Source organism: Cupriavidus sp. KK10 (assembly GCF_018223725.1).
Classification (GTDB): Bacteria; Pseudomonadota; Gammaproteobacteria; order Burkholderiales; family Burkholderiaceae; genus Cupriavidus; species Cupriavidus necator.
The window spans coordinates 110,460-133,399 of the sequence record NZ_CP073678.1; the positions used below are offsets into that span (position 1 = coordinate 110,460).

Annotated in this window: 15 protein-coding genes and 6 pseudogenes; 8 read left to right on the top strand and 13 right to left on the bottom strand. The window is 62.1% G+C overall.

Annotation, left to right across the window (positions count from 1 at the left end):
- Positions 1 to 54: 54 nt before the first annotated feature.
- Complete coding sequence (locus KB879_RS31720; protein WP_211984267.1) at positions 55 to 1,551, bottom strand: aldehyde dehydrogenase (NADP(+)); 1,497 nt, start codon at positions 1,549 to 1,551, stop codon at positions 55 to 57.
- Here KB879_RS31720 and KB879_RS31725 point away from each other — a divergent pair.
- A complete protein-coding gene (locus KB879_RS31725) occupies positions 1,455 to 2,795 on the top strand; it encodes a hypothetical protein (RefSeq protein WP_249221452.1) in 1,341 nt (446 codons plus the stop codon). The two genes, KB879_RS31720 and KB879_RS31725, sit on opposite strands and share 97 nt — an antisense overlap.
- 560 nt (positions 2,796 to 3,355) lie before the next feature.
- Here KB879_RS31725 and KB879_RS31730 read toward each other — a convergent pair.
- Complete coding sequence (locus tag KB879_RS31730; RefSeq protein WP_211984271.1) at positions 3,356 to 4,597, bottom strand: IS4 family transposase; 1,242 nt, start codon at positions 4,595 to 4,597, stop codon at positions 3,356 to 3,358.
- 646 nt (positions 4,598 to 5,243) lie between these two features.
- Complete coding sequence (locus KB879_RS31735) at positions 5,244 to 6,173, bottom strand: AraC family transcriptional regulator (RefSeq protein ID WP_211983403.1); 930 nt, start codon at positions 6,171 to 6,173, stop codon at positions 5,244 to 5,246.
- Between the two features lie 141 nt (positions 6,174 to 6,314).
- Here KB879_RS31735 and KB879_RS31740 point away from each other — a divergent pair.
- A pseudogene (locus tag KB879_RS31740) lies at positions 6,315 to 7,052 on the top strand (SDR family oxidoreductase).
- Positions 7,053 to 7,727: 675 nt separating this feature from the next.
- Here KB879_RS31740 and KB879_RS31745 read toward each other — a convergent pair.
- A complete protein-coding gene (locus KB879_RS31745; RefSeq protein WP_211983405.1) occupies positions 7,728 to 8,750 on the bottom strand; it encodes a hypothetical protein in 1,023 nt (340 codons plus the stop codon).
- A gap of 17 nt (positions 8,751 to 8,767) precedes the next feature.
- Complete coding sequence (locus KB879_RS31750) at positions 8,768 to 11,431, bottom strand: DEAD/DEAH box helicase (protein ID WP_211984273.1); 2,664 nt, start codon at positions 11,429 to 11,431, stop codon at positions 8,768 to 8,770.
- An 848-nt stretch (positions 11,432 to 12,279) separates the two neighbouring features.
- Between KB879_RS31750 and KB879_RS40265 the strand changes: the two genes are divergently transcribed.
- Positions 12,280 to 12,402: a hypothetical protein gene (locus KB879_RS40265; RefSeq protein ID WP_256449358.1), complete on the top strand. Its 123-nt coding sequence runs from the start codon at positions 12,280 to 12,282 to the stop codon at positions 12,400 to 12,402.
- A gap of 162 nt (positions 12,403 to 12,564) precedes the next feature.
- On the opposite strand, the gene KB879_RS31760 is transcribed toward KB879_RS40265, so the two are convergent.
- The 3 genes and pseudogenes from KB879_RS31760 to KB879_RS40505 all read right to left on the bottom strand — a co-directional run.
- A complete protein-coding gene (locus tag KB879_RS31760) occupies positions 12,565 to 12,936 on the bottom strand; it encodes a type II toxin-antitoxin system VapC family toxin (protein ID WP_211983406.1) in 372 nt (123 codons plus the stop codon).
- On the bottom strand, positions 12,933 to 13,130 hold the full coding sequence (locus KB879_RS31765; RefSeq protein WP_211983407.1) for a type II toxin-antitoxin system VapB family antitoxin: 198 nt from the start codon (positions 13,128 to 13,130) through the stop codon (positions 12,933 to 12,935). The genes KB879_RS31760 and KB879_RS31765 overlap by 4 nt, the downstream gene beginning before the upstream one ends.
- Positions 13,131 to 13,308: 178 nt before the next feature.
- Positions 13,309 to 13,501: pseudogene (locus tag KB879_RS40505) on the bottom strand (hypothetical protein); the annotation flags it as partial.
- A 274-nt stretch (positions 13,502 to 13,775) separates the two neighbouring features.
- Between KB879_RS40505 and KB879_RS39625 the strand changes: the two are divergent.
- Positions 13,776 to 13,904: pseudogene (locus tag KB879_RS39625) on the top strand (helix-turn-helix domain-containing protein); the annotation flags it as partial.
- A gap of 589 nt (positions 13,905 to 14,493) precedes the next feature.
- Here the strand turns inward: KB879_RS39625 and KB879_RS31775 are convergent.
- The 3 genes from KB879_RS31775 to KB879_RS31785 form a co-directional block, all read right to left on the bottom strand.
- Positions 14,494 to 14,769, bottom strand: a complete 276-nt coding sequence (locus KB879_RS31775) for an XRE family transcriptional regulator (RefSeq protein WP_211983409.1) — start codon at positions 14,767 to 14,769, stop codon at positions 14,494 to 14,496.
- 412 nt (positions 14,770 to 15,181) lie between these two features.
- Positions 15,182 to 16,219, bottom strand: a complete 1,038-nt coding sequence (locus KB879_RS31780) for a nucleotidyl transferase AbiEii/AbiGii toxin family protein (protein ID WP_211983410.1) — start codon at positions 16,217 to 16,219, stop codon at positions 15,182 to 15,184.
- Positions 16,212 to 16,805 carry a DUF6088 family protein gene (locus KB879_RS31785; RefSeq protein WP_211984277.1) on the bottom strand — a complete coding sequence of 198 codons (594 nt, stop codon included), beginning with the start codon at positions 16,803 to 16,805 and terminating at the stop codon, positions 16,212 to 16,214. The genes KB879_RS31780 and KB879_RS31785 overlap by 8 nt, the downstream gene beginning before the upstream one ends.
- A gap of 292 nt (positions 16,806 to 17,097) precedes the next feature.
- On the opposite strand from KB879_RS31785, the gene imuA reads away from it, so the two are divergent.
- From imuA to KB879_RS39630, 3 genes and pseudogenes are all read left to right on the top strand, one after another.
- Positions 17,098 to 17,802, top strand: a complete 705-nt coding sequence (imuA, locus tag KB879_RS31790; protein WP_211983411.1) for a translesion DNA synthesis-associated protein ImuA — start codon at positions 17,098 to 17,100, stop codon at positions 17,800 to 17,802.
- Entirely contained in the window at positions 17,729 to 19,192 is a 1,464-nt protein-coding gene (locus KB879_RS31795; protein WP_211983412.1) for a DNA polymerase Y family protein, read from the top strand. The genes imuA and KB879_RS31795 overlap by 74 nt, the downstream gene beginning before the upstream one ends.
- Before the next feature lie 4 nt (positions 19,193 to 19,196).
- Positions 19,197 to 20,848, top strand: a pseudogene (locus tag KB879_RS39630) (PHP domain-containing protein); the annotation flags it as partial.
- Positions 20,849 to 20,863: 15 nt separating this feature from the next.
- Here the strand turns inward: KB879_RS39630 and KB879_RS39635 are convergent.
- Positions 20,864 to 21,100, bottom strand: a pseudogene (locus KB879_RS39635) (hypothetical protein); the annotation flags it as partial.
- Between KB879_RS39635 and KB879_RS39640 the strand changes: the two are divergent.
- Positions 21,041 to 22,342 (top strand): annotated as a pseudogene (locus KB879_RS39640) (OB-fold nucleic acid binding domain-containing protein); the annotation flags it as partial. The pseudogenes KB879_RS39635 and KB879_RS39640 overlap by 60 nt on opposite strands.
- Positions 22,343 to 22,362: 20 nt before the next feature.
- Here the strand turns inward: KB879_RS39640 and KB879_RS31805 are convergent.
- Positions 22,363 to 22,809, bottom strand: coding sequence for a zinc-finger-containing protein (locus KB879_RS31805; protein WP_211983414.1), 447 nt, complete (start codon positions 22,807 to 22,809; stop codon positions 22,363 to 22,365).
- Positions 22,810 to 22,940: the final 131 nt, after the last annotated feature.

Below are 22,940 nucleotides of genomic sequence, written 5' to 3' on the forward strand. Positions count from 1 at the left end.
GTAGTTGTTCGCAAGCGGCTCGGCAGCGCGCCTGCGGTCTATTTGCTGATAGCGTCAGGCGCGGCCGGGTTCGCCGTCCTTGAGACGCCACAGGCCGAGCGGGTTGCCGTCCTGCAGTGCGGCCGGCAGCAGGGCTTGCGGCACGTTCTGGTAGCACACCGGGCGCAGGAAGCGCTCGATGGACGAAGCGCCAACCGAGGTCGCCCTGGCGTCGGACGTGGCCGGGAAGGGGCCGCCGTGCACCATGGCATGGCAAACCTCGACGCCGGTCGGGTAACCATTGAAGAGCGCGCGGCCCGCCTTGCGTTCGAGCAGCGTCAGCAGTCGCGCGGCGAGGGCGTAATCGGCTTCGTCAGCTTGCACGGTGGCGGTCAACTGGCCTTCCAGCTGGCGTGCCACTTCAAACAGGGATTGTTCGTCGCGGCAGCGTACCAACACGGTGGACGGGCCGAAGACCTCTGCATGCATGCGCGGATCGGCCAAGAAGCGCTCGGCCGTGGTCTCGAAAAAAACTGCCTGCGCCTGGTTCGGGCCGGCAGGCGCCAGACCACACGCGGTGCGGATCAGGCCCTCGATGTCTTCGAGCGCGCTGACGCCGCGTGCGTAGGCCTGGTGAATGCCCGGGGTCAGCATGGTGCCGGCGGGCTTGGCTTGCTCGGCAGCGGCAGCGGCGGTGCGGAAGGCATCCAGCGCGGGGCTTTCGATGGCTAGCAGCAGGCCCGGGTTCGTGCAGAACTGGCCGACGCCGAGTACTAGCGAATCCACCAGATCACGCGCGATGGTCTCGCCACGGGCGGTCAGCGCCTGCGGCAGCAAGAAGACCGGATTGATGCTGCTCATTTCCGCGTAGACCGGAATGGGCTGGGAGCGCGCGGCAGCGACTTCCATCAGTGCCTGGCCGCCTGAGCGCGAGCCGGTGAAGCCAACCGCCTGGATGGCGGGGTTGGCCACCAGCGTGGTGCCAACGGACTGGCCCGAGCCAAACAGCAGCGAGAATACGCCTTCGGGCAGGCCGGCTTCGGCCACGGCGCGCTGGATGGCGCGGCCGACCAGTTCCGACGTGCCGGGATGGGCCGAGTGTGCCTTGACGACCACCGGGCAGCCAGCGGCCAGAGCGGCTGCGGTGTCGCCACCAGCCACGGAGAAGGCCAGCGGGAAGTTGCTGGCGCCGAACACGGCCACCGGGCCGAGCGGGATCTTTAGCAGGCGCAGGTCGGGACGCGGCGGGGTGCGCTGGGGGATGGCTGCATCGAGCGTGGCGCTTTGCCAAGTGCCGGCGCGCAGCACCTGGGCGAACAGGCGCAACTGGCCGGTGGTGCGGCCGCGCTCGCCCTGCAGGCGGGTCACTGGCAGGCCGCTCTCCTGGTGGGCGCGCTCAATCAGGGTATCGCCGATTCCTTCGATCTGCGTGGCCGCATTTGAAGAACCTTGGGGGTAACGCGGCAGTCTCCAGCATGACGCCCTACGACATCCCGCAACAATGGTCGCGTGCGCTGCATGACCATCCGGCGCACGTGGTTCGTGATGTCGAAACGGTCTGCATGCATGTATCCGGCTTGCCTAGTGGGCCCTTGCCGAAGCATGCCCGCTACCTCGAGGAGATCGGCAGCCCAGGCACGCCACCTTCGCTGTCGTCCATTGTCGTCAAAACGACAATTGCCGTTTTGACGACAATGGACGACAATACCCACATGATTACCTTCGACGATATCGAGATCCGCCGGCCCGAACTGGCCAAATCTTACTTGCAACTACTCCAAGCTCAGCCTGGGCGGCCAATTGCATTATTTGCACCACGGCGGGTCGGCAAGACGTTTTTCCTGGACCAGGATCTCACTCCTGTATCCCGAAAAGCGCGGTTCGTCCCCGTTTATGCGGATCTCTGGTTGAATCAGGCTGCGCCATTGGCGGCAATCAACCATGCGTTGGAAGAGGCGCTTGATGATCTCACTATGCCCACGACCCGCGCCGGAAAGATCGGGAAAACACCCGTCAAGAAAATTGGGATGCTCAGCGCCAGTGTTGAGCTGGGCGAAGAGCCTACCAGGCGCAAGCTGCCCGACGATCCTGCACTCCGGTTTGACACGCTGGTCGCACGGCTGGCGTCGCAATCTGGCCATACGGTTCTACTGATGTTGGATGAAGTGCAAGTGCTGGCCGAGATCGCCGACGGTCGATCAGCCATCGCTACGATCCGAGCGGTTCTGCAGAAGCGCAAGCGAGACGTCCTCGCGGTTTTCACGGGTTCCTCGCAAGAGGCCTTGGCAGCAATGACGGTCGCTTCCGGCGGACCGATGTATCAATTTGCCCAGTTGCTCGATTTTCCCGCACTGGGTATCGAGTACCCCAAGGCCCTGGCCAAACACTATGCATCAGTGCACACCGATAAGACCCTTGATGTCGACGATCTTGTAAAAGCATTCGAGTATCTCGGTCACAAGCCAGCATTGATGAAGGACCTGGTGAAATGGATGTCAGCCGAGGGCGTGACGGACGTGCAGCTTGCTCTGAATCGCTTCGTTCAAGACGGACGCCTTATCGCGGGCTGGGAAGGTCTGCTGGCAAGCCTGCAGCCATTTGAACAGGTATTGCTGAGCGTCATCGCGAAGGGTCACGCACCGTTCGCTAAGGGCACGATTACATTGCTCAATAAAGACCCGCGTTTCACCGCTTCGGTGTCGAAGGTCCGTGCCGCTCTGGAGCGCCTGCGCAAGTCCGGTGTTCTGGCCAAGACGGCAGGGCGCGGCTACCTCATAGACGACACGTTGTTCGCCGAGTTTCTGAAACGTCATTAAGACCAGATTGGACTGGACTGGTATGAATACGACGGACTCCCATGACGCGACATCTTCAATTCTTGGCCCGGACCTTCTGCGTCGGCCATCATTGTGATCGTCGCAATTGTCTCCCGGCAAGTATATCTGCGCAGCGCCGCAGAGGCTGACCTAGCGGATTCGGATGCGGAATCCGCGAGAATGATGTTGATTCGCTGCGAGACGATGCACGATCGTCTGCAGAATGAGCAGCGCAGTTTGGCTGTAGAAGCTGACCCGCGGCCGCGTGCTCGTTGTCGCGAATCCTGAGTTCGGCGAATCTCGATGCACTCTGTGCTGGTGTAGCGCTGGCGGCTGTCCGCTTCCGGAAGGAACGCAGGATTTTCCGCTTGCTTCATCCCCGTGGCTTCTTTTCGCGTAGCCCCGCTACAGGTAAATGCCAGCAGATCCCCCTGCGGCGGTTCAGACGCCACCACTGCCCGCGTTAGGGCGAAGACCTAAACCAAGCCAAAAAAAGAATAGCCCACTGCAAGGGCGGGCTGGAATCAATCCACCCAAGATAAGCACCGCCCAAATAGGCATCAAAAAGCCTTGTAAGTAGCATGTCGATGAGGTTTGTGGCGAGGCGGGCGTGGCTTAGCGCGATCCGGTCGCACGCGATGGGTACGTGTTGCGATCAAGGCCAAGGTCTCATTCAGAGCAGCCTTGGCCCAGCGCAAGCCGAGCAGCGCCGCTGACAGGACAGGTTTGAGAGCGGTGATGGCAAAGGTTCGGTTGATGCGATGGTCCGAGTCAATTTCATGTTCCTGCGCGGCGCTGAGGCAGCATAGGGCGTGCAGGTTGTCGCTGAGGATTTTGGCGCCGAAGTCCTGCCTGGCGGCCAACTGTGAGAGGCCGGACAGATGTTCGAGTGCCATGCGGTGCTTGAGGCGTTTGAACGCCTCCTCGAGGCGCCAGCGTTGATGGTAGAGATCGCGGAAGGTGGCCGCCGGATAGCGCTGCATGTCGAGCAGATTGGTGATGAGCACGCGCACCTTGCCGGCTGGCGAGATCTGCCGGATCAGCCGAACGGTCTGCGGGGTAGCCGCACACTCATAGTCGCGCGCGTCGATGCGGGCTGGAGCCGGGAGCCTGACGATGGCCTCGTCACGGCCAGAGCGCACAAAGCGCTGTACGGCAGCAAAGCCGCTGCCGTCTGCGCGCATGCAGAAAGGAATGCTTTGTTGGTTGAGCACGGCCACCAGCCAGCGAGCGGGGTAGCCGCGGTCGAGGAGAAGCAAGTCGTCGGATTGCAGGCGGTCCAGATGCTCGAACAGGATCTGGCGTTCGTTCTCGTGCACGCTGTGCAATGAGGCGGTGAGCATGATCTCGGCCTCGGGCAGGTACAGGCCGAAGGCGAGTTGATCGCGGGTGGCGGCTCGAGGGAGATGGCTGTGGCGGATGGCAAAACGCAAGTGTGAGGCGTCCGCGGCGACCAGCCGAAAGCCATGCCAGCGCGGCAAATGTTTGGACACTTGCTGAAGCAGCCAGTCGTTGAGGTGAGCAAAGACATCGCCGCTGAGTTTGCTGCGAGCCTGGGCGAACGCTTGTTCACTGACGCCTCGGCACAAGGTATTTTGGCGGGCGAGTGCGGCGAAGAATTGATCGAGTTCGGCTTGTACCCCCATGCGCAAGTTGCCAAGCATAAAGGTGATCAGTGTTGGCAGGGTGAGCTTACGCTGACGGGTGAATGCAGCCGGATATTCGGCATGACGGGCAAGATCGCGAAAGACCTGGGTGTGCAGATATTGGGTAAGCGTAGCGAACAGATCAGACAGGGGCATCAGAGCCAAGCGAGGATCGAGAAACGATCTTCTATTGGCCGCCGCCCTGCTTGCGCTAAACAGCCAGCGCAAGCAGGGCGGCGGCCCCTCGAACCTCGTCACCTGTCAAGCGTTCTTGGCGAAAATTGCGATTTTTCTTGGCGGCTTATCTTGGGTGGATTGGGGCTGGAATCCCTTCGGTGAAAGGGAGGAGACAGGGTGAGTATAAACCCCAATAAGAAATCTTGCAGAGCATGGTCAGGGCCGTCGGGTGGTGCCAACCCTAACTTTCATGATTGTGAAACAATGAAATGGCGATGCTAGCGAACGGTGCAATGAACGGCAAGATCTCGCCGGCGCCTACTCGTCGTCTCTTCGCGCCCCGAGGCGTCATACGAGTTCGCGAGTTCCCAAGTCAGCTTCCGAAGTACAGCGGTCACTCGTCATATGCGATAACTAGCGAGTTCCATCGGCCTCAGCGGCCTGTTACCCCGTCCGTCCTGGACGTCTGCCCAGGACTCCATACCGGCCATTTCTCTGTTACCGGGACCGAATCTGCGCTTTTTGTCTGTGGCAACGCGGAATCTTGACCTTCATGGGATATTCGCGATTTCGGAAAGCGACCATGCGAGCCGGTCGAACGATAATGCAATCAGGACACGGCTTATTATTTCCTGCTGCATGCCGCGGATTGCGATTGCCGGTAGCGCCCCGGACTTTGTCCAACGATCCGTTTGAACGCGGAATTGAAGGCAGCCTCTGAACCATAGCCGATGCTTTCGGCGACCGAAGCTATACTTTTCCCTTCTCGCAGCGCGGCGCCAGCTTTTGCGATACGCCAATCGGTCAGATAATCAATGGGCGTCATGCCGACTAGCGTCCTGAAGCGCTCGGCAAACGTCATGCGCGACATGGCCACTGCCGCCGCGAGTTCATCGACTTTCCAACGCCGGGCTACGTCCTCATGGATGAGGGCAAGGGCGGTCCCGATCTTTGGATCGGCCAGCGCGCCAAGCCAACCCGGCGTATGCGCTCCCGACGCCAAATATTCGCGCAGGACTTGCACAAGTACCATGTTCGCGAGGCTCGCTGCGGCAACCGACGCGCCCGGGCGGGGCGTCTCCGTTTCAAGTCGCAGCAGATCGAGCACGGCCCGCAGCGCCGGAGCCATTTCAGAAGCAGCCGGAATATGGATAAGGGGCGGCAAGGACTTCAGGAAGCGTTCGCTGGTATCGGCGTCGAAGACGAAGCGGCCTCCGGCTGCACTGACCTTCTCTCCGCTGCGGCCATAACGCACGATCCCGTCTGCGCAAAGGCTCGTGGCAAGCACTTCACGGCCATCGACAGGAGTAAGTGAAGGGTCGCTTCCGGTGCAATACGCCCGCCCTTGAGTCAACAGATAGAAATCGCCCGCCCTCAGCTCGACCGGCGGGGCGCCATCTTCGAACCATAGCCAGAAAGCACCTTCCAGGACGCTACCGAACTTGATGTGTTCATAACCAGAAAAGCGCAGCGACCATGCGCCATACGCTTCCAGCCGTGCCGACAGCACGCTGTCGACTTTGAGCAAGTGAAAGACATCTGAGAGTGGGTCCATCCGAATCCGTACGATCGATAAATAAATACGTTGATTCGATTATAGATTAGACGACCCAGCTAGGCGAACATGGGATGTGCAGAGCGTGCGGGGGCCATTTCATGATTCTCGCCCTCTTGGACAAACGATGAGGAAAATATCATGTCGACAATCAAGGACAAGGTCGTTGTCATCACCGGTGCAAGCAGCGGAATCGGCGAGGCGGCGGCACTGCTACTGGCTGAGCGCGGGGCGAAGGTGGTGCTGGGCGCCCGTGGGGAGTATCGGCTTCGCGACCTCGCCGATCGCCTTGCCAAGGCGCAGCGACCATGTGCATGGGCATGCACGGATGTTAGGCTCCGAGAGGACATGTCGCAACTCGTAAAACTGGCATGCGAGCGATTCGGTCAGCTTGACGTGCTGATCAACAACGCTGGCGTCGGGCCGATTTCTCCTCTCGACGAGCTGCGCGTGGACGATTGGGAAGACATGATCGACGTGAACATCAAAGGCGTGCTGAACGGTATTGCAGCGGCGTTACCGCTCTTTCGTACGCAGGGCTTCGGTCACTTCATCAATACCGCGTCCACCGCCGCTCTTCGCATCGCGCCGAACATGGCGGTCTACGCCGCAACCAAGAGTGCGGTGCGCGCGATCTCGGAGGGGCTAAGGCAAGAGGCGGGAGACAAACTGCGTGTAACGGTCATTTAACCCGGCTTCACGCGGACGAACTTTGCAGAATCGGTGACCAACTCGGAAGCCAAGGCGCAAATCTCCGCCTCGATGGATAAATTCGCCATGCCGCCGGACGCCATTGCCCGGGCGATGGCGTTTGCAATCGAGCAACCGGCCGATGTTGACGTGGGCGAGATTATCGTCCGCCCCACGGCGCAGGGATAGATTGCTGCCGCCGCAGCCGGCATTATCGCTTCTGACTGGTAGCTGACATTTCAACAAATTGCTCGGGTTGTTCGTGGCCGATGCGACGGGCGTCGGCGGCCTGCGAACGGCCGGAAACTGAACGGAGCCGACACCTGAATGTCAGGTCCACGACACTAGCGGACGGCTCTTCATGGCCGGTTGCCGACGCTGGCGGCGGTGAGGCTGTCTCGGTCGCGGCGGCGGGCCAAGTGTGGTAGCCCCCGGTGCGGGCCTTTTTATCGATCTCGCGACGCCAGCCGCCATGTCGGAATGCCGTCATCGAAACTATCGAACCACTCACGAATCGCGTCGACCACAACGCTTGGATCGCAAGTGGCGGCATCCGGAACGCATGCCCGAATGAGACCTTCAACGTCAAACCCTTCTTCCACCCGCGGCCGCCAGCGTCGTGGTCCGGGGCTAGGATAGCTTGGTGCTGTTTTCGGATCGGGAGTTACGCATGGCGCAGACAGGAAATGGAGTTGCCCCGTATTGACGGCCGCCTCGCCGACATCTTGACCCACTCACTGCTTTAGTCAGCAGAGTGTGAACTGTGTGCCGACCGTCAGGTACTGGCTCAGCTTCGGGGGGAATTGCACGGCAGTCCAGCTAATTCCGGTTTCCTACAGTAACCCTGCGAGATCAAATCGGGGTTTAACGGGAGCTACCTTTCACCCGTCGAGTACTGGCGCGCTTGCTTGTTGCCGTCTCTTTCGGGGTTGCAGACGAGTTCGCCACGTTCGCTTTACCGGCAACAACGTTGCCAGAGGTTGATTTGCGTGGCCCAGCAGATCTCTTGACCGGTAACTTCTTTGTGACCGATTTATTGTCCTCCGCAGTCTTCGCGTTCGCAGGGGGCTTGCGGATTTTCGAGACAGCCGACCTGGTCGCCTTCTTCGCTGTCACCTTACCTGCCGGTGGCTTGTTACGCCCGGCAGCAGGCGTCGACGGTGGGTAAGCGTCGGCCATTTCGATGCCAAACACATCGGCCACCAGCGCGTCGTCGAGCACCTTGCTGGAAGTGGGTCGTTTGGTGGATTTGGGCAGGCCAGCGCCGGCCTGCCTGACGAGATCAGTGGCCTCGACGCGGCGCAAGGCGAAGAGCAATTCCGGCTGTTGGTCGAGCCGCGCGCCGACGCCGTAGAGTACGGCGGCAACGTGCTTGCACATTGACGCCCAGTCCGGACAACTGCAATTGAACCTGATTTCCTTCGGCATCGGGAAAAGGCCGGTGCCAGGTTTGCAGATGCGCTCCATCACGGCTGTCGAGAGCTTGCCCTGCAAGAGTTCCACGACCGAATCGATTGACCCCGCGCAATCGGCTCCGATCGCTCGCCATTGCTTTGCAGGACACGCCGTCACGGTCACAGCAACCGTGTAGAGGCTCGAACCCATTACCTGCGCGCGGACTTCGCCTGCCGTAATCTGAAGGTCGATCACGGAACCGTTGCGCACATAGGTGCGGCCGCGCGGCAGCCGGTTGGCATAGTCGCTGTAGACTTCCAGATTGTCGCACCAGGCCTTGCCCCAGAAGGTCTTGGCGATAGCACCGCGATACGACGCAATGGGCGACAGGACCGCACCAGCCTTCTTCGCCTTCGCGGCGGCCACCTCCGCCTTTTTTCTGCGCTCGGCGGCCGAGACATAGGGCTTCCATTCCCCGTAACCGTAATCCATTGCGGTTCCTCTGACGATCAGTTTTCCTGCGCGGCATGAACGTCGAGCTTCACGAGATCGAGCAATTCGCGATCGCTCATCTCGGTGAGCAGGAGTTCTGCGCCGCCCTCCAGCACATCCTTCACCAATTGCTGCTTCGCTTCGATCAACTGGTCGATACGGTCCTCGATCGTGCCACGGCAGATAAATTTATGCACCAGGACGTTCCTCTGCTGGCCGATACGGAATGCTCGATCAGTCGCCTGATTTTCCACGGCGGGATTCCACCAGCGGTCGTAGTGGATCACATGCGAAGCGGCGGTGAGATTCAGACCGGCCCCACCGGCCTTGAGCGAGAGCACGAAGAAGGGGATCAGCTCATCTTCCTGGAATCGCTTGACCAGTTCGCGGCGCTTGGCTACCGGGGTGCCGCCATGGAGCACAAGACCTTCGCGGCCAAAGATCGACCCCAGAAATGCCGCCAGTGGCTCAGTGGTCTCGCGGAACTGGGTGAAGACCAGCACCTTTTCCTGCTTGGCGGCAATGACTTCGGCCAGTTGGCGCAGGCGGGCGAACTTGCCGCTGTCTTCCGCGTGCCAGGCCGCGTCGCCCAACCACTGTGACGGATGGTTGCAGATCTGTTTGAAGCGCATCAGGAAGCTCAGCACTACACCCTTGCGACCAATGCCTTCGGCGTCTTCAAGCGCGGTGGCCAGATCCTTCACTGCACGCTGATAAAGTGCCGCCTGGCTCGGGCTCAGGTGGCACCAGGCCTTGAGTTCGGTCTTGTCCGGAAGATCGTCGATGACCCGCTTGTCGGTCTTCAGGCGGCGCAGAATGTAGGGCCGTACCAGCGTTCGCAGCGGACCGAAGTGCTCGGCCTGCGCCAGCCGCCTGGTAAAGTTGGCAAAGACTTTGTCTGAGCCCAGCAAACCGGGGTGGGTGAAATCGAAAATGGACCACAGGTCGGACAGACGGTTTTCTACGGGGGTTCCGGTCAGCGCGATGCGCGATTGTGCCTGGAGTTGCTTGACCTGTCGCGTTTGCTTGGCGCCCGGATTCTTGATCGCCTGGGCTTCGTCGACAATGGCAACGCGCCATGGGATGGTGCCCAATACCGGCTGGCGCAGCAGCGAGCCAAAGCTGGTGATGACGAGATCGGTGTCCGCAAGCCGCGCGGGGTCCAGCGCACGCAATTCGGCCGCCGGCATGACCGACGGATGGGCGATCAGGAGGCGCAAGCTGGGGGCAAAGCGCTCGGCCTCTGCCGCCCAGTTGGCCAGCAGCGATGCGGGGGCGACCAGCAGGCTGGGCCGCACCTCGGCGCTTTCGCGCTTCAGCACGAGCAGCAGCGAGAGTACCTGCATGGTCTTGCCTAGGCCCATATCATCGGCCAGGCAAGCGCCCAGTCCGAGCCGGGTGAGCAGGTACAACCACCGCACGCCGGCCTGTTGGTAGGGCCGCAGGTTAGCCTTGAGTTCCGGCCCCGGGCAGATCTGCGCCAACCCCTCCGGCTGACGCAACTCCTGCAGGATGTGGGCCAGCCAGGGCCCTGCCACCAGCTGCGACCAGTCGCGGTCAGCGGGATCGGCGCTATCGTCGAGCGAAACACCCGCCAGAAGACGAAGCGCCTCATTAAAGGGTAGGCCGGTTTGCGCCGCCTTTTCCATGGCCTCGAATCGCTTCAGGAGGCGACCGAGCTTTTTCTTGTCCACCTCGACCCAGCGGCCCCGGATGAGTTGCAAGCCGTCGGCGCCTTTGAGCAGATCCCTGACCTCGGCGGCGCTGAGACGCTCGCCGTCGAGCGAGACTTCCATGTCGAAATCGAGTAACGCGTCCTTGCCCAGGAGCGAAGGCGGTTGTGCGCCGACGCTGGCTTTCACAACGGGACGGGCAGGGCGGCCCGATTGCCAGCTGCCTGGGGTGCGTACGACAATCCCGGCGGCTTCGAGTTGGGACAGGTCCGAGAGAAAGCGATAGGCATCGAGCGGCGTCCAGCGCAGCGGATGGTATATCTCGCCGGTATCCACCATCTCGCGTAGCCAATCGCAGTGTTCCGCGGCGCGCTGCACCGGCAGCAGTAACGACAGCAGTTGCGCCTTGCTCCTGGCTCCTGAAAATTCCGCCAGGGCTTGCGACAGTGGCTGATGTTGCGCTTTGCCAAGGGCCGACAGGCGCGAGGTGTACGTCGCAAGGAAGGCGAACGGTGACTCCGGATCCCTGCGGTTCTCAGCGAGATTGAAATGCACACGGCCGACAAGATTCCACGCCGGGTGACGCATTTTGAGGAAATCCTGAAGCGAGACATTGGCGGCCGCCAGTTCCTGATGCAAGGCAGTATCCATCTCGCCCCACAGCGTGGCCAGCACATCGGGCGTGAGATACTCGCCGCCCATCATTGGCGGCGCATCGTCGATCAGGGCATAAAGGTCTTGGGCAGCAGGCGTTGCGACCTCGATCTCACCGCCTTCGGGCGTAGCGCACAAGGCGGTAACATAGCGCGCGGCAAAATCACGCCACCAGGCCCATGCGGGGGGCAAAATGCGGTCGATTTCCGCCGCGCCCAGATGCAGCAGGCCATGCCCCGCGCCAAGGGCGAAGGAATTTGCCAGCCGCAGTCGCGTTTCATCTGCCAAGATTGGCGCGGCGTCCTCCGGCACTGCGAGCAGGTGTCCGCCGGGCGTCAGGTGTGGTGCGAGCATGTCGGCAGCAGTCAAAGGCGCCCGTCCCCATCGCACGGTTGCAGCAAGCGCTGACGCCGCATGTCAAGATAAGTGGCTGCGGCATCAAGCAGCAGGCCCGCCAGCCTAGGTCGGACCGGGCGAATCTCCGTTGACGTCGGGGCCGACCGAATTATCGGATCGACCAGTCGTCCGGGGTACGCCTGGCCGCCGCGTTGTACATGTTCTGCGCACTGTTTTTGCATCTGCTGTAGGAGAACTAATTGCTATGTATTCACTCACGGAAAGTCGCTTCGCGCTTTGCCGCCCATCAAAGGGTACCAAAACCTCAATCATGCGAGATTGAACTGCACGGCGAAAATCAGTTGGCTAAGCTTGCGCGCTGGTTTGCAAACGACTAAATGGAGGCGTGTCCGTGCTCGACGACGGCGCTGCCGGAGTTGCGGTGCCGGCACGGCCTAGGAAAGCTCTCGGCCAGCCCGTGAGGCCCACCGTATGTAGCCCTCAGCGGCGGGTCTAGCGTGGACCAAGCAGATATGTATCTAAAATCGATCAATACCACCAACATGCTCGATTTGACGAGCATATTACTAGCTGCGGATGCGTTTTATATAATGTTCGTGAAATCGAGCAATATCGCTTTTTGCGAGCGATTTTCCGAGCATGAAAGTCTCCCAGTCCTCCGTCCTCTCCCCAGAGTTGGCGCAGCAAGCGGCATGTTGGCTGGCTGCTGGCCCGGCTACGCCAGGCTCGCCACATCAAGCAAGCCGACGCTGCGGTGCGCGCGGGGCTTTCTCGCAACACGGCCTATCGAATCGAGAAGGGGGATCCAGGCCTCGCATTCGGCCAGATGCTCGAGTACCTCATTCATGGAGGCCGCAGAGCGTATCGAAGACGGCCTGCCTGTTCCGGCCAACCTCGAGCTGATCTCCGGCAACCGCCTCGGCAACCTGTGCCGCGACCATCGTGCGCTGCAGCCGGCTCAACAATAGTCTCGCTCGAACTGCGCGATCTCGGTCACGGTGGCCGGCGTGTCACTCGGTATCCACTACGATTTGTAAACTGATCCACATGGCGGCCTCCCACGCATGTCCGGGCAGCCAGTCTATGCCAGGATCTCTCTTATCTTTTCGGACGCATCGCTTTTTCGTTATCTAGTGCGCGAGCACCGCGCCGAGATTGAGTTCATCGGCAACTTTCTTCAATCGCTTGTCGCGCGTCCAGATGGTGATGCCTGGTTGTAGGCGCGCGGACGCCAACAGTGACGTGTCGACATATCCGATTCCACGATTGAACAAACCTTCGCGCTCGATCAGATAGAACGTCTCCTCCGGCGTTACAACTGGCGCGCGCGGCAGATCGAGCAACGCGCCAAGCACGACGTCACGGTCACGCAGACTACTGAGCGAAATCTCGCCTATCACATATGGATGAGCCAGCACACGCTCCTCGGCAAGCAGGCTAATCAGCACAGGATCAGAAGCGTTGATGTGGTCAATCCAGACCGACGTGTCGACAAGAATCATTCGACGTCCCGCCGGCGACGCGGCGCCCCCTTGATGCCCGGTTGGCTACCGCCAAGATTCGCGAGTCGTTTCGCGGCTTCGCGCTGGATCAAGGCCTTTAGCGCTTCGCGCACGAGTGCCGTTTTTTCCTCCAGGCCCGTATAGGCTTGAGCCTTGGCGATCAAGTCGTCATCAAGCGCAATAGTCGTGCGCATCGGAACCTCCGTAAGTACCGGCACTAATTATAGCATCTTTTGATGCTTATAATAGTGCGTTTTGCGTCTCGTAATGAACGCGTTTTGCCGCGACATTCCAATGCAGTTACACGCGAGAACAGCCGAAAACCGCCTGCGAACACACACCACATAATCGTGGTGCGGTGTGGCCCGGCAGTCAGCAGAAGTTGCGACTGCCGGTTTTCGAGCCTGCCGAGTAGCGGCGACAGATCCACCATGCGCTGCGCCACCAAGTGCCGGACCCCGTCTTCGCATTGCCATTGCCCATAGACTCCTGCTAGCGTTGCGCTCAGGATCTCCTTGCGGAATGCCTCCAGCACGCCGGGCCAGACAATCACGTTCACCAGTCCATCATTCGGGCACCCTCGCATATGTCCTCTTGAGCGAGATTCCCGAGCCTGCCCACTCGTTCTTCACTCGCAATAGCAAAGACTCGACCAGGCCAGCGGTTGACCGCGAGACCGACCCGAAGGACTGCGCGTATCTCTGGGATTGGGAGGACTTTTTTGATGGCAGGAGATGAATAGCTGGCAGCCGGGAGGCTAGCAATCATGTCCATCACATCCGTTCAGCAAGACTCACCATGCCAATCTGGCCAGCTAGGCCCGTGAGTTTGCAACTGGAATCTTTGCGTTGTACCCAAATACCAGCACGTCGACAGTTCAAAAGTGGGAAAGCGGCCAAAAGCAGCCCAGCGGCATGGCTGCCAGGCTCCTGCAGGTAGTCAAGAAGCATGGCCTAGATGAGGCCTAGATGTACTCTCTTGAACTGTCATTGGCTCTGACAATGCGGGGCTCGTATGGGATGGGGCGATCGGTGGAGGCCTTGCCATGCTCAACTTGTAGAGTCGCCGCGGCGGGGTTCGCGTTACTGCCGTAGGCGCCGATAATCGGACGCTGCATACCCCGGGGTCGTGCGGCTGGGGCGTGTCGCGTTCGTATTGCGCGAGCTCGCGTACGATCGGTATCGTCGCCACTCCGCGTTGCGGAGGATGAACGTGAGAACAGAGAGCGCGCCATCCGTGAAAGTGCCCCATAGAGCACGTTTCGCATAATTTGCATTATGTAAAATTGTTATGATGCATAACAATGGCCGGGCACGAGGACTTGCGGCATTGCTTAGATTGCAGTGTGCCTGCGCTGGCGGGTGCGGCGTCCTCATTCGTTGGCAGGCGCACCTGCAAAAAGTTCATGTGGCGTCGCGGACCGCTATAGGCGCCACGCTTGTCGGTCCGAGGGCGGGGACACCAAATTTCACGTTGGTGAGATTTCAACCTTAATGCCGGGGATGCTCGCGGAAGAGTATCTGGCGCAAGAACGGCGGAGCCCGCTTAGTCGTATTGTCATCTTCCACGGGGCGTCACTAGCGGGCAGCTTAGCCGTTTGAGCCAGCCGCGTAGCTCTGCCGCGCGAAAGGCTTGGAACTTGCCGCACAGGGCCAGGAGCAGATCCGCTTGCGATGCTTCAATGAGGGTTGCGGCCTGGCAAACCGTCAGTCCACTGCCCCGAATCCGTTCGGTGATGTCTCGCACAATGCCCGCCTTGAGCGGGATTTCGTCTGCGTCAGCGAAGCCAAGCTGCGCATAGACATTGGTCGTTCCATACTCGAAGCGAAACACGTGGACTCCTTTACTGGTAGACAACAACCCCTTTCTGCCGCTGCACGGTGGTGGCTGAGGGCGCGATTATTCCGGGAAGGCAATGTAAAGACAACTTCGGGGAAATACCAAGAGTGCCAGGGCATCCAAGGAACTGAGCGGTACTCGCACGGACGCGTCGCGACGGCTGATCACATCAAGATGTGATATAAAACCCGCCTTGTAAACGGCGAGAGCTCGGGCCGTGGGCATCCCCTACATTGGGGGATGGAAGGGAAGGATAGCCCGATGGCAATATCATTGCGCTGGTGGTTGCGACCCGCCAGCAGACGCTCCGCCCTCGGCATTTCCACGCCGAGGGCTTTCTTTTTTGCGGGTCATCGACTACAAGCAGCTAGCGCGGCAGCAAGCCCGCCGACGGTCTTTGCGGTCACTAGCCGTTGATGGTTCGTTCTAGGTTCTCGACCCTTGCAAGAATATCTTCGAACGAAGGCGGGTTCTCATCGAACATCATTGGCGCCATCGCCCGGTAGTCAATGCGTAGGTCCTTGATGCGCGTCGCGTTCGGGATGAGCTGTAAGGTGCCGGGCCGTGCGAGGTCGTAACGCGCCCAGCTCGACCGAAAGAACGTTGCTTTGTGCGTCACGACTTGTGCGAGAAGGCCGAAGTCGGTTGCGGCCTGCTTCCCCTCCTCGGTGTCGGACAGCATGGCGAGGTCGTAATAGTGTCGCGAAAAATACTGCGGTGTCGGCGCCTCCATTGGGCGGTGTGCCTCCGCATGCAATGCAGTGGCCTTCTCCCAGAAAGTACGTCGTGCGGATAGCACCGGCACCGTACAGGTGGAGTCTTCGAAGAAGCTGGGATAGTCCTCCGCCGCGTAAGGGCGAATCACTCGCTGCTCGGTCGGCCACGGATCACCGCGTGCGCCAAGCTCGAGCTTTACCCGCGGGGTGATGTAAGCCATGCCCTCGTATTCGGAGGCCTGTAGTGCGGTCGGATAATGGAAGTTCACCGTCTGCGCGTCGGCGGTGTCGATCTCCAGGGACCACCGCCCCTGGGTCGGCTCGCCCAGTTGCTCGACGATCGCGGCTCGAAGCGCAGGTAGCAGCTTCTGGGCAATATGGTCCTCGACATCGCCTATCAGGTCTTTGATGAGCTGGTTCGCTTGCTTCCGGCCGATTCCCTCCATTTCGGGATCGCGGTCGCCCGTGTAGCCGAGGTCGGCTCGATCGAAGGACAGATCGATATCCTCGGAGAAGCGGCGGATGGCGCCGAACGCCTTGGATAGCGATGTTCCGCCTTTGAAGACGAGGGCCGCAGCGTCCCGGCGCTGCAGGCCGAACAGTCGCTTTAACGTCCAGCAGACCCAGAAATCCTTTTCGATGATCGTATTGGCGACCCCTCGACCGGCGCCAGTTTCGCCAAAGAGAGCGGCTCGATCGTCCGCCGGAAGCTTGGCAACTTTATCCATCGATCTCACCCGTTGCCGCGTTAGCAATCGATACGAGGGTCGGTCGCATCCAGGCGGGCGCCTGGATCGCGGTCGATGCGAGCGTCCGCTTGTCGCTGGCCGACAGACGACTCGCTGCGACTCGCACAACGTCCGCTGCACGCACGGGCCCCACATGACGAAGCGCCTGAAACACGGTGCCCGCCGCACTGCCCGGAGCAATCAAATGCTTGGGCGAAGCATGCCGCAGATCGACGACGCGCTTGCCGAGCACGACACGGCGAGAGGGGCCGTTGGTCAGATAAGTCGTTTTCGCTGGAACCTGCGTGGTCAGCCCCAGAACATTTGCCGCGCGTGCGCCGGCGATCTGTACTTGAGACCCGGTCTCCCGCGCAAGCGCCTGCGCCACGTCATCAGGCGCCGGGGAAAGCGGGCCAAGCTTCGGGTGAACTTTGGGAAAGTCGTACAGGCCTCGTGCCAAACGACGGAGCTTTCCGCCTTTCGTCAACCGTGAAAGGGCCTGGTCAATGGCTGCCCTACCCCCTACGTCCAGAAAATCACTGGGTGTGAAAACTCCCCCACGCCCGGCAGCGCGGGCGCGCCTCATGATCTGGTCCGGAACGGATGGTGTGGTCGCTTTCATAAGTCAGAAATTAACCTATTTTTTTCTGACATACAAGCGCCGCCGCGCAAGAGTTTGAACGCGGCGTTTGTGGCACATATTGCTTCAGCAAATGCAGCATTCAGCGCAAATTATGTGCAATGGCAGGATTGCCGTCATGGCTCCCCGACTCAAAACCTGCCACTCACCAGCGCTTCCATCTGGCGCGGAAACGGCACCCGATTTTGTACAGGTGACCACTGTATAAATATACAGTAGACTGTTAGCAGGAGCCCTCATGCTGACAGTCGCCCCCGAAACCATCCATCCATCACTTTGGCTCGCCTCGCAGCTGGCCCGCGGCTACGAGCGCGCCGTGTCGACCGGACATCCCTCGCTGGACCGCGAATTGCCCGGCGGCGGCTGGCCGATTGGCGGCCTGACAGAACTGCTCCAGCACCAGCCCGGGATCGGTGAACTGCGCCTGCTCCGCCCCGCCCTGGCCGCCCGCTGCGGACGCCCGATCGCACTGCTGACGCCCCCGCACGCCCCACAAACGCTGGCGCTGGCCAACTGGGGCATCCCGCCGGAGCAACTGCTCTGGGTCGCCGCCGAGCGCACGGCCGACGCCCTGTGGGCAGCCGAGCAGATGCTGCGCGCCGGAACCTGTGGCGTCCTCATCCTCTGGCAGTCGCACCTGCGCAACGACGCCATGCGGCGGCTGCATCTGGCCGCTCAATCGTCGGACACGTTGTTCTTCGTCGTGCGCCCGAGCGCCTGCGCAAGGGACGCTTCGCCCGCGCCGTTGCGACTGGCGTTGGAGCCGGCCGCCGGCGGCGTTCGGGTCCAGTTCGTCAAGCGCCGCGGGCCGCAGCAGGAGTCGCCATTGCTTCTGACGCTGGAACCCTCCCCCATTCTGCTGTACCGCCATGCTGCGCCTCTGGATCTGCCTGCGCCTGCCGTGCCTGCCGCTCGAAGTCTTCCGGCCGAGCTGGTCCACTGAGCTGGCCGTCGCCGTCATCGAGCGCGAACGCGTGCACTTGGCCTCGCCACTGGCAGTCAGCGCCGGCGTCAGGCTGCAGATGCGCCGCGGCGGCGTGCAGACCATCGCACCCCAGACTATTCTGTACGAGCGGGACACCTGCGCCGAGGCAGCGGCGCAGGCGCGGGTCACCATGGCGATGCTGCAGTATTCGCCGAACGTGGTGGCGGCCGACGAGGCCGCGGTCCTGATCGACGTCAGCACCACGCTTCGGCTCTTTGGCGGACTGCGCAAGCTGCGCGGCCGGATGCGGGCGACCGTACAAGCGATGGGATTCAGTGCAGTCGTGGGCTGCGCGCCCACGGCGCAGGGCGCTTGGCTGCTTGCGCGCGTCGGGGGCGGCACCTCGCTTCGGATGCCCTCGCTGCAGCGTCGGATCGCTAGCCTGCCGGTAGACGTTCTCCCGGAGGCTCGCCCGTTCGCCGAATGGCTCGATGGCCTCGGCTGCCGCACCTTGGGCGATCTGCGCCGGCTGCCACGCGTCGGCCTGCAGCGACGATGCGGGGGCGACATTGTCGCGGCGCTGGACCGGGCTCACGGCGAAGCCCCGGAAATATTCACCTGGGCTGAGGCGCCTCTCGCCTTCGATGCCGCGGTGGACCTGCCGGACCGTTTGGAGAACGCCGAGGCGGCCCTGGCCTATGCCCGCGGCCTGCTGGTGCAGATGGTGGGCTGGCTGACCGCCCGGCACCTGGCGATCCGCCGCTTTGGCGTCGAACTGCGCCACGAGCGCGGCCGCGCCGCGGTCGCACCCACCAAGCTCGAGATCGCGCTCGCGGAACCCAACTGGCATGAAGAGCATCTGGTTCGCTTGGTGAAGGAGCGGCTGGCACGCCTCACCGTTGAAGCCCCGATGATCGCCGTGGCGGTGTCCGCGCTCGAGACCGAGCCGGTGGCGCCGCCCAGCGGATTGCTCTTCCCCGAGCCCGGCGGCACGCCCGCCGACCATGCGCGCTTGCTGGAACTGCTGGTCGCGCGTCTGGGCGCCGACCACGTGCGCCAGCCCTGCCTGCAGGCCGACTACCGGCCCGAGGTGGCCAACGGCTGGCAACCGGCGACCGAGAAGCCCGGGCGGTCGCCGCTGCCGCCGGCCCTGCCCCGCCCGACCTGGCTGCTCGGTAAGCCCGTCCCGCTGCTCGAGCGCGACCACCGGCCGTTCTACGGCTCACCACTGCATCTCGTGTCACCGCCCGAGCGCATCGAAGCGGGCTGGTGGGGCGGCGAGCTGTTGACGCGCGACTACTACGTGGCCGAGGCGCACGACCACACCTGCTACTGGATCTTCCAGGAACGCATGGGCAGCCGCGAGGGCGATGCGGCGCGCTGGTACCTGCACGGCCTCTTCGGATGACGGGATGCCAGAGATCACCGACCCAGGCCTGCCCGCTTATGCGGAGCTGCACTGCCTGTCCAATTTCAGCTTCTTATCAGGCGCCTCGCGTCCCGAAGAGCTTGCCGAGCGCGCCGCGCAACTGGGCTATCACGCACTGGCCATCACCGATGAATGCTCGCTGGCCGGCATCGTGCGGGCGCACATCGAGGCCAAGAAGGCTGGCGTTCGGCTGGTCGTGGGCGCGTCGTTTCGCCTGCAGAACGCCGATGGGTCGCCTGCCCTGTCTTTCGTGGCGCTGGCCCGCAACCGGGAGGGTTGCGGCAACCTGTGCGAGCTGATCACGCTCGGGCGCATGCGGGCCGCCAAGGGCTCGTACGTGCTGACGCCGCGGGACCTGGCCATGCCGGAAGCTCCGCAACAGCATTTGAAAGGTCTGCCGGACTGTCTAGTGGTCTTCACGCCGGACTACGACACTCCGGCCGAGAAGCTCGACGCCCAGGCCGCCTGGGTCAGCGCCACGTTCGCCGGGCGGGCCTGGATGGGATTGAGTCTGCTCTATCGGCCGATGGATGACATCCACCGCGGCACCGTCGAAGCGGCCGCGGCGCGCCACCACCTGCGCATCGTCGCCACCGGCCAGGTCAACCTGCACGTGCGCTCGCGCAAGCCCTTGCACGACGTGCTGACCGCGGTCCGGGTCGGGCGCCCGGTGTCGGCGTGCGGCTACCACCTGACACCGAATGCCGAGCAGCACCTGCGCTCGCGGCTGCGTCTGGCGAACATCTACCTCCATCGCTACCTCACCGAATCGGTACACATCGCCAACTTGTGCCAATTCTCGCTGGACGAGCTGCGCTACGAATATCCCGACGAACTGGTGCCGGACGGCGTCACGCCGGCGGAATACCTGCGCTCGGAGACCTTTGTCGGTGCGCACCGCCGCTTTCCGCAAGGCATCCCGCTCGCCGTTCAGCAGCAGATCGAGCATGAGCTCGCCCTCATCCGCGAGATGTCGTATGAGTTTTATTTTTTGACAGTTTTTGACATCGTGCGATTCGCGCGTTCTAACGGCATTCTGTGCCAGGGTCGGGGCTCCGCGGCCAACTCGGCCGTTTGCTACTGCCTGGGCATCACCGAGGTCGACCCAGCGCGGGGCAACCTGCTATTTGAGCGCTTCATCTCCAGGGAGCGCGGCGAGCCGCCCGACATCGATGTCGATTTTGAGCACCAGCGGCGCGAGGAGGTGATCCAGTACCTGTACCGCAAGTATGGGCGCGAGCGCGCCGCCTTGACCGCCGCCGTGTTCACCTATCGCCCGAGGAGCGCGCTGCGCGATACCGGCAAGGCCCTGGGCATCGATCCGGCGATTGTCGACATCGTGGCCAAGTCCCACCACTGGTTCGATAGCAAGGGTGATTTGCTCAAGCGCTTCAACGAGAGCGGCGTGGACCCGGACGCGGAGTTGTCCCAACGGTGGGCCAGCATGGCCGTGGCCCTGCTCGGCTTCCCGCGGCACCTGTCGCAGCACACCGGCGGCTTTGTGCTGTCCCGCGGCAAGCTGTCCCGCCTGGTACCGATCGAGAACGCGGCGATGGCCGATCGCAGCGTGATTCAGTGGGACAAGGATGATCTCGACGCCCTGGGCCTGCTAAGGTGGACGTGCTGGCGCTGGGCATAGAACGTGCGCGGCCGCAGGCGCGGCAGCATCGACATCTGGGCCCGGGACTCGATCTGGAATACCCCAACGGTGTCGGCCTTGCAGATCATGTCGTAGGTGGCGGGATCCTCGGCGGGAATGTCCTGCAGCTCAAAGGCCTCGCCACGCTGCTGCGCCACCAGGTCCAACGCACGGCGAATTGCAGACAGCACCTCGTCATCGAAGTGGCGATCGTGCGGCCGGGGCCGGTGCAAGGGGGCATGGTGCATCCCTACCTGCGCCGCCGGCAGGGGTTGGAGCCGGTCAGCTATCCGAGTCTGGAGATGGAGCAAGCCCTGTCCCGGACACTTGGTGTGCCGATCTTCCAGGAACAGGTGATGCAGGTGGCGATGCTGGCGGCCGGCTTCACCGCTGGGGAAGCGGATCAACTGCGTCGCGCCATGGCCGCGTGGAAACGCAAGGGCGGCCTCGACAAGTACCACGAGCGCATTGTGACGGGCATGCTCGAGCGCGGCTATGACCGCGAGTTCGCGGAGAGCATCTTCCGGCAGATCCAGGGCTTTGGCGAGTAGGGCTTTCCGGAAAGCCATGCAGCAAGTTTCGCACTTCTCGTCTACGCGAGTGCCTGGCTCAAGTGCCACGAGCCTGCCGCCTTCCTCTGCGCCATGCTGAATAGCCAGCCGATGGGCTTCTACACGCCATCGCAGCTGGTGCAGGACGCAAAGCGCCATGGCGTCACGGTTCTTCCTGTTGATGTGACAGTGAGTGGCTGGGACGCCAGCCTGGAAAGTCACGAAGGCTCGGTGCTGGCCGTACGCCTGGCCCTCTCGCAGCTGCGGGGCATGCGCCGCGAAGCGGCCGAACGCATCGAAACGACACGCGCACTCCGGCCCTTCGCCTCTGTCAAGGATCTCGCTCGCAGAGCCTCGCTAGACCGGCACGATGTCAATGTACTGGCCGCTGGCAATGCGTTGATTGGCCTTACCGGTAGCCGGCGTCAGGCGATGTGGCAGGCGGCCGCAGCAGTCCCTGACAAGGATCTGCTGCGGCCCGCGGATCTGGACGAGCCAACACCCGAACTCCCACAGCCAACGGAAGGCGAGGAGATCGTCAGCGACTATCGCTCGCTTGGCCTCACGCTGAACCGCCACCCGCTTGCCCTGCTCCGCCACAAGCTTGCCGCGTTTCGCTTTGTTCCCGCCGATGTGCTTGCCACCTATGCGACGCGGCAGATTGCCCGTGCCTGCGGAATCGTGACCGTACGGCAGCGCCCGAGCACGGCTAACGGGGTGGTGTTCTTGTCGCTGGAGGACGAGACTGGCACCGTCAGTGTCATCGTCTGGCCGTCCGTGATGGAGAAATACCGACGCGAGGTATTGACGGCCTCCCTGCTCGGTGTCTATGGCCAGTGGCAATGCGAAGGCGAGGTGAGACACCTGATCGCGCAACGCTTTGTCGACCTGTCGCCCATGCTTGGATCCCTGGACACCGCGAGCAGGAATTTCTGCTAACGGTATTCTCGTTGCCCTCATCAGGAAGGCTCTCGCCCACGTGAGGCCTGGAACTCGGCGATGAATTGGATTGCCTGTTCGCACTGATCAAGCGAAAGGGCATGGATGCTGGGGCTGTTGACTGGAATATGGAGCGATGCAATCAGCCACTTCATTGCCTTGCCCCGCGCCTCAAAGGCGTTGACACCGTCGCGCCGCATCTTCGCAGTGACCAAAGGCTCGAGGGCATCGTGCAGTCGGCTCTTCTTTTCGCGTAATGCCGCGTCGGCCAACCTTCCAAGCGGGGTGTGTTGCTTGCTTCGCGCACGCACGCCGATCCACGCCTGGCACGGGGAGCAGATCCACACAGGCCCGTGGTCCTCCAAATAGGGGTATGCCTCTTCTCCCACGCGGGCAAGAACCGCCTTCCCGCCGCAGTAATCGCAGAGGGGCTGGGGAGGAGCAGGTATCGGTCGGCCAACACGCATCAATGACCCTGAGTTGCGCAGTGCAGGAAGTGCGAGATTCTACGACATGGAATCGGGATCCTTCGTTCCCTACGCTGCCAGCTGGTGCTCGTAGTAGGGCTGGTTTCGGTCGTCCAGGATTGCATCGAGCG

Excerpts from the sequence above, each read along its gene's own strand:
- KB879_RS31725 (WP_249221452.1), top strand. The coding sequence starts at position 1,455 with ATGACGCCCTACGACATCCCGCAACAATGGTCGCGTGCGCTGCATGAC.
- KB879_RS31730 (WP_211984271.1), bottom strand. The coding sequence starts at position 4,597 with ATGCCCCTGTCTGATCTGTTCGCTACGCTTACCCAATATCTGCACACC.
- KB879_RS31735 (WP_211983403.1), bottom strand. The coding sequence starts at position 6,173 with ATGGACCCACTCTCAGATGTCTTTCACTTGCTCAAAGTCGACAGCGTG.
- KB879_RS31745 (WP_211983405.1), bottom strand. The coding sequence starts at position 8,750 with ATGGATTACGGTTACGGGGAATGGAAGCCCTATGTCTCGGCCGCCGAG.
- KB879_RS31750 (WP_211984273.1), bottom strand. The coding sequence starts at position 11,431 with ATGCTCGCACCACACCTGACGCCCGGCGGACACCTGCTCGCAGTGCCG.
- KB879_RS40265 (WP_256449358.1), top strand. The coding sequence starts at position 12,280 with ATGGAGGCCGCAGAGCGTATCGAAGACGGCCTGCCTGTTCCGGCCAAC.
- KB879_RS31760 (WP_211983406.1), bottom strand. The coding sequence starts at position 12,936 with ATGATTCTTGTCGACACGTCGGTCTGGATTGACCACATCAACGCTTCT.
- KB879_RS31765 (WP_211983407.1), bottom strand. The coding sequence starts at position 13,130 with ATGCGCACGACTATTGCGCTTGATGACGACTTGATCGCCAAGGCTCAA.
- KB879_RS31780 (WP_211983410.1), bottom strand. The coding sequence starts at position 16,219 with ATGGATAAAGTTGCCAAGCTTCCGGCGGACGATCGAGCCGCTCTCTTT.
- KB879_RS31785 (WP_211984277.1), bottom strand. The coding sequence starts at position 16,805 with ATGAGGCGCGCCCGCGCTGCCGGGCGTGGGGGAGTTTTCACACCCAGT.
- imuA (WP_211983411.1), top strand. The coding sequence starts at position 17,098 with ATGCTGACAGTCGCCCCCGAAACCATCCATCCATCACTTTGGCTCGCC.
- KB879_RS31795 (WP_211983412.1), top strand. The coding sequence starts at position 17,729 with ATGCTGCGCCTCTGGATCTGCCTGCGCCTGCCGTGCCTGCCGCTCGAA.
- KB879_RS31805 (WP_211983414.1), bottom strand. The coding sequence starts at position 22,809 with ATGCGTGTTGGCCGACCGATACCTGCTCCTCCCCAGCCCCTCTGCGAT.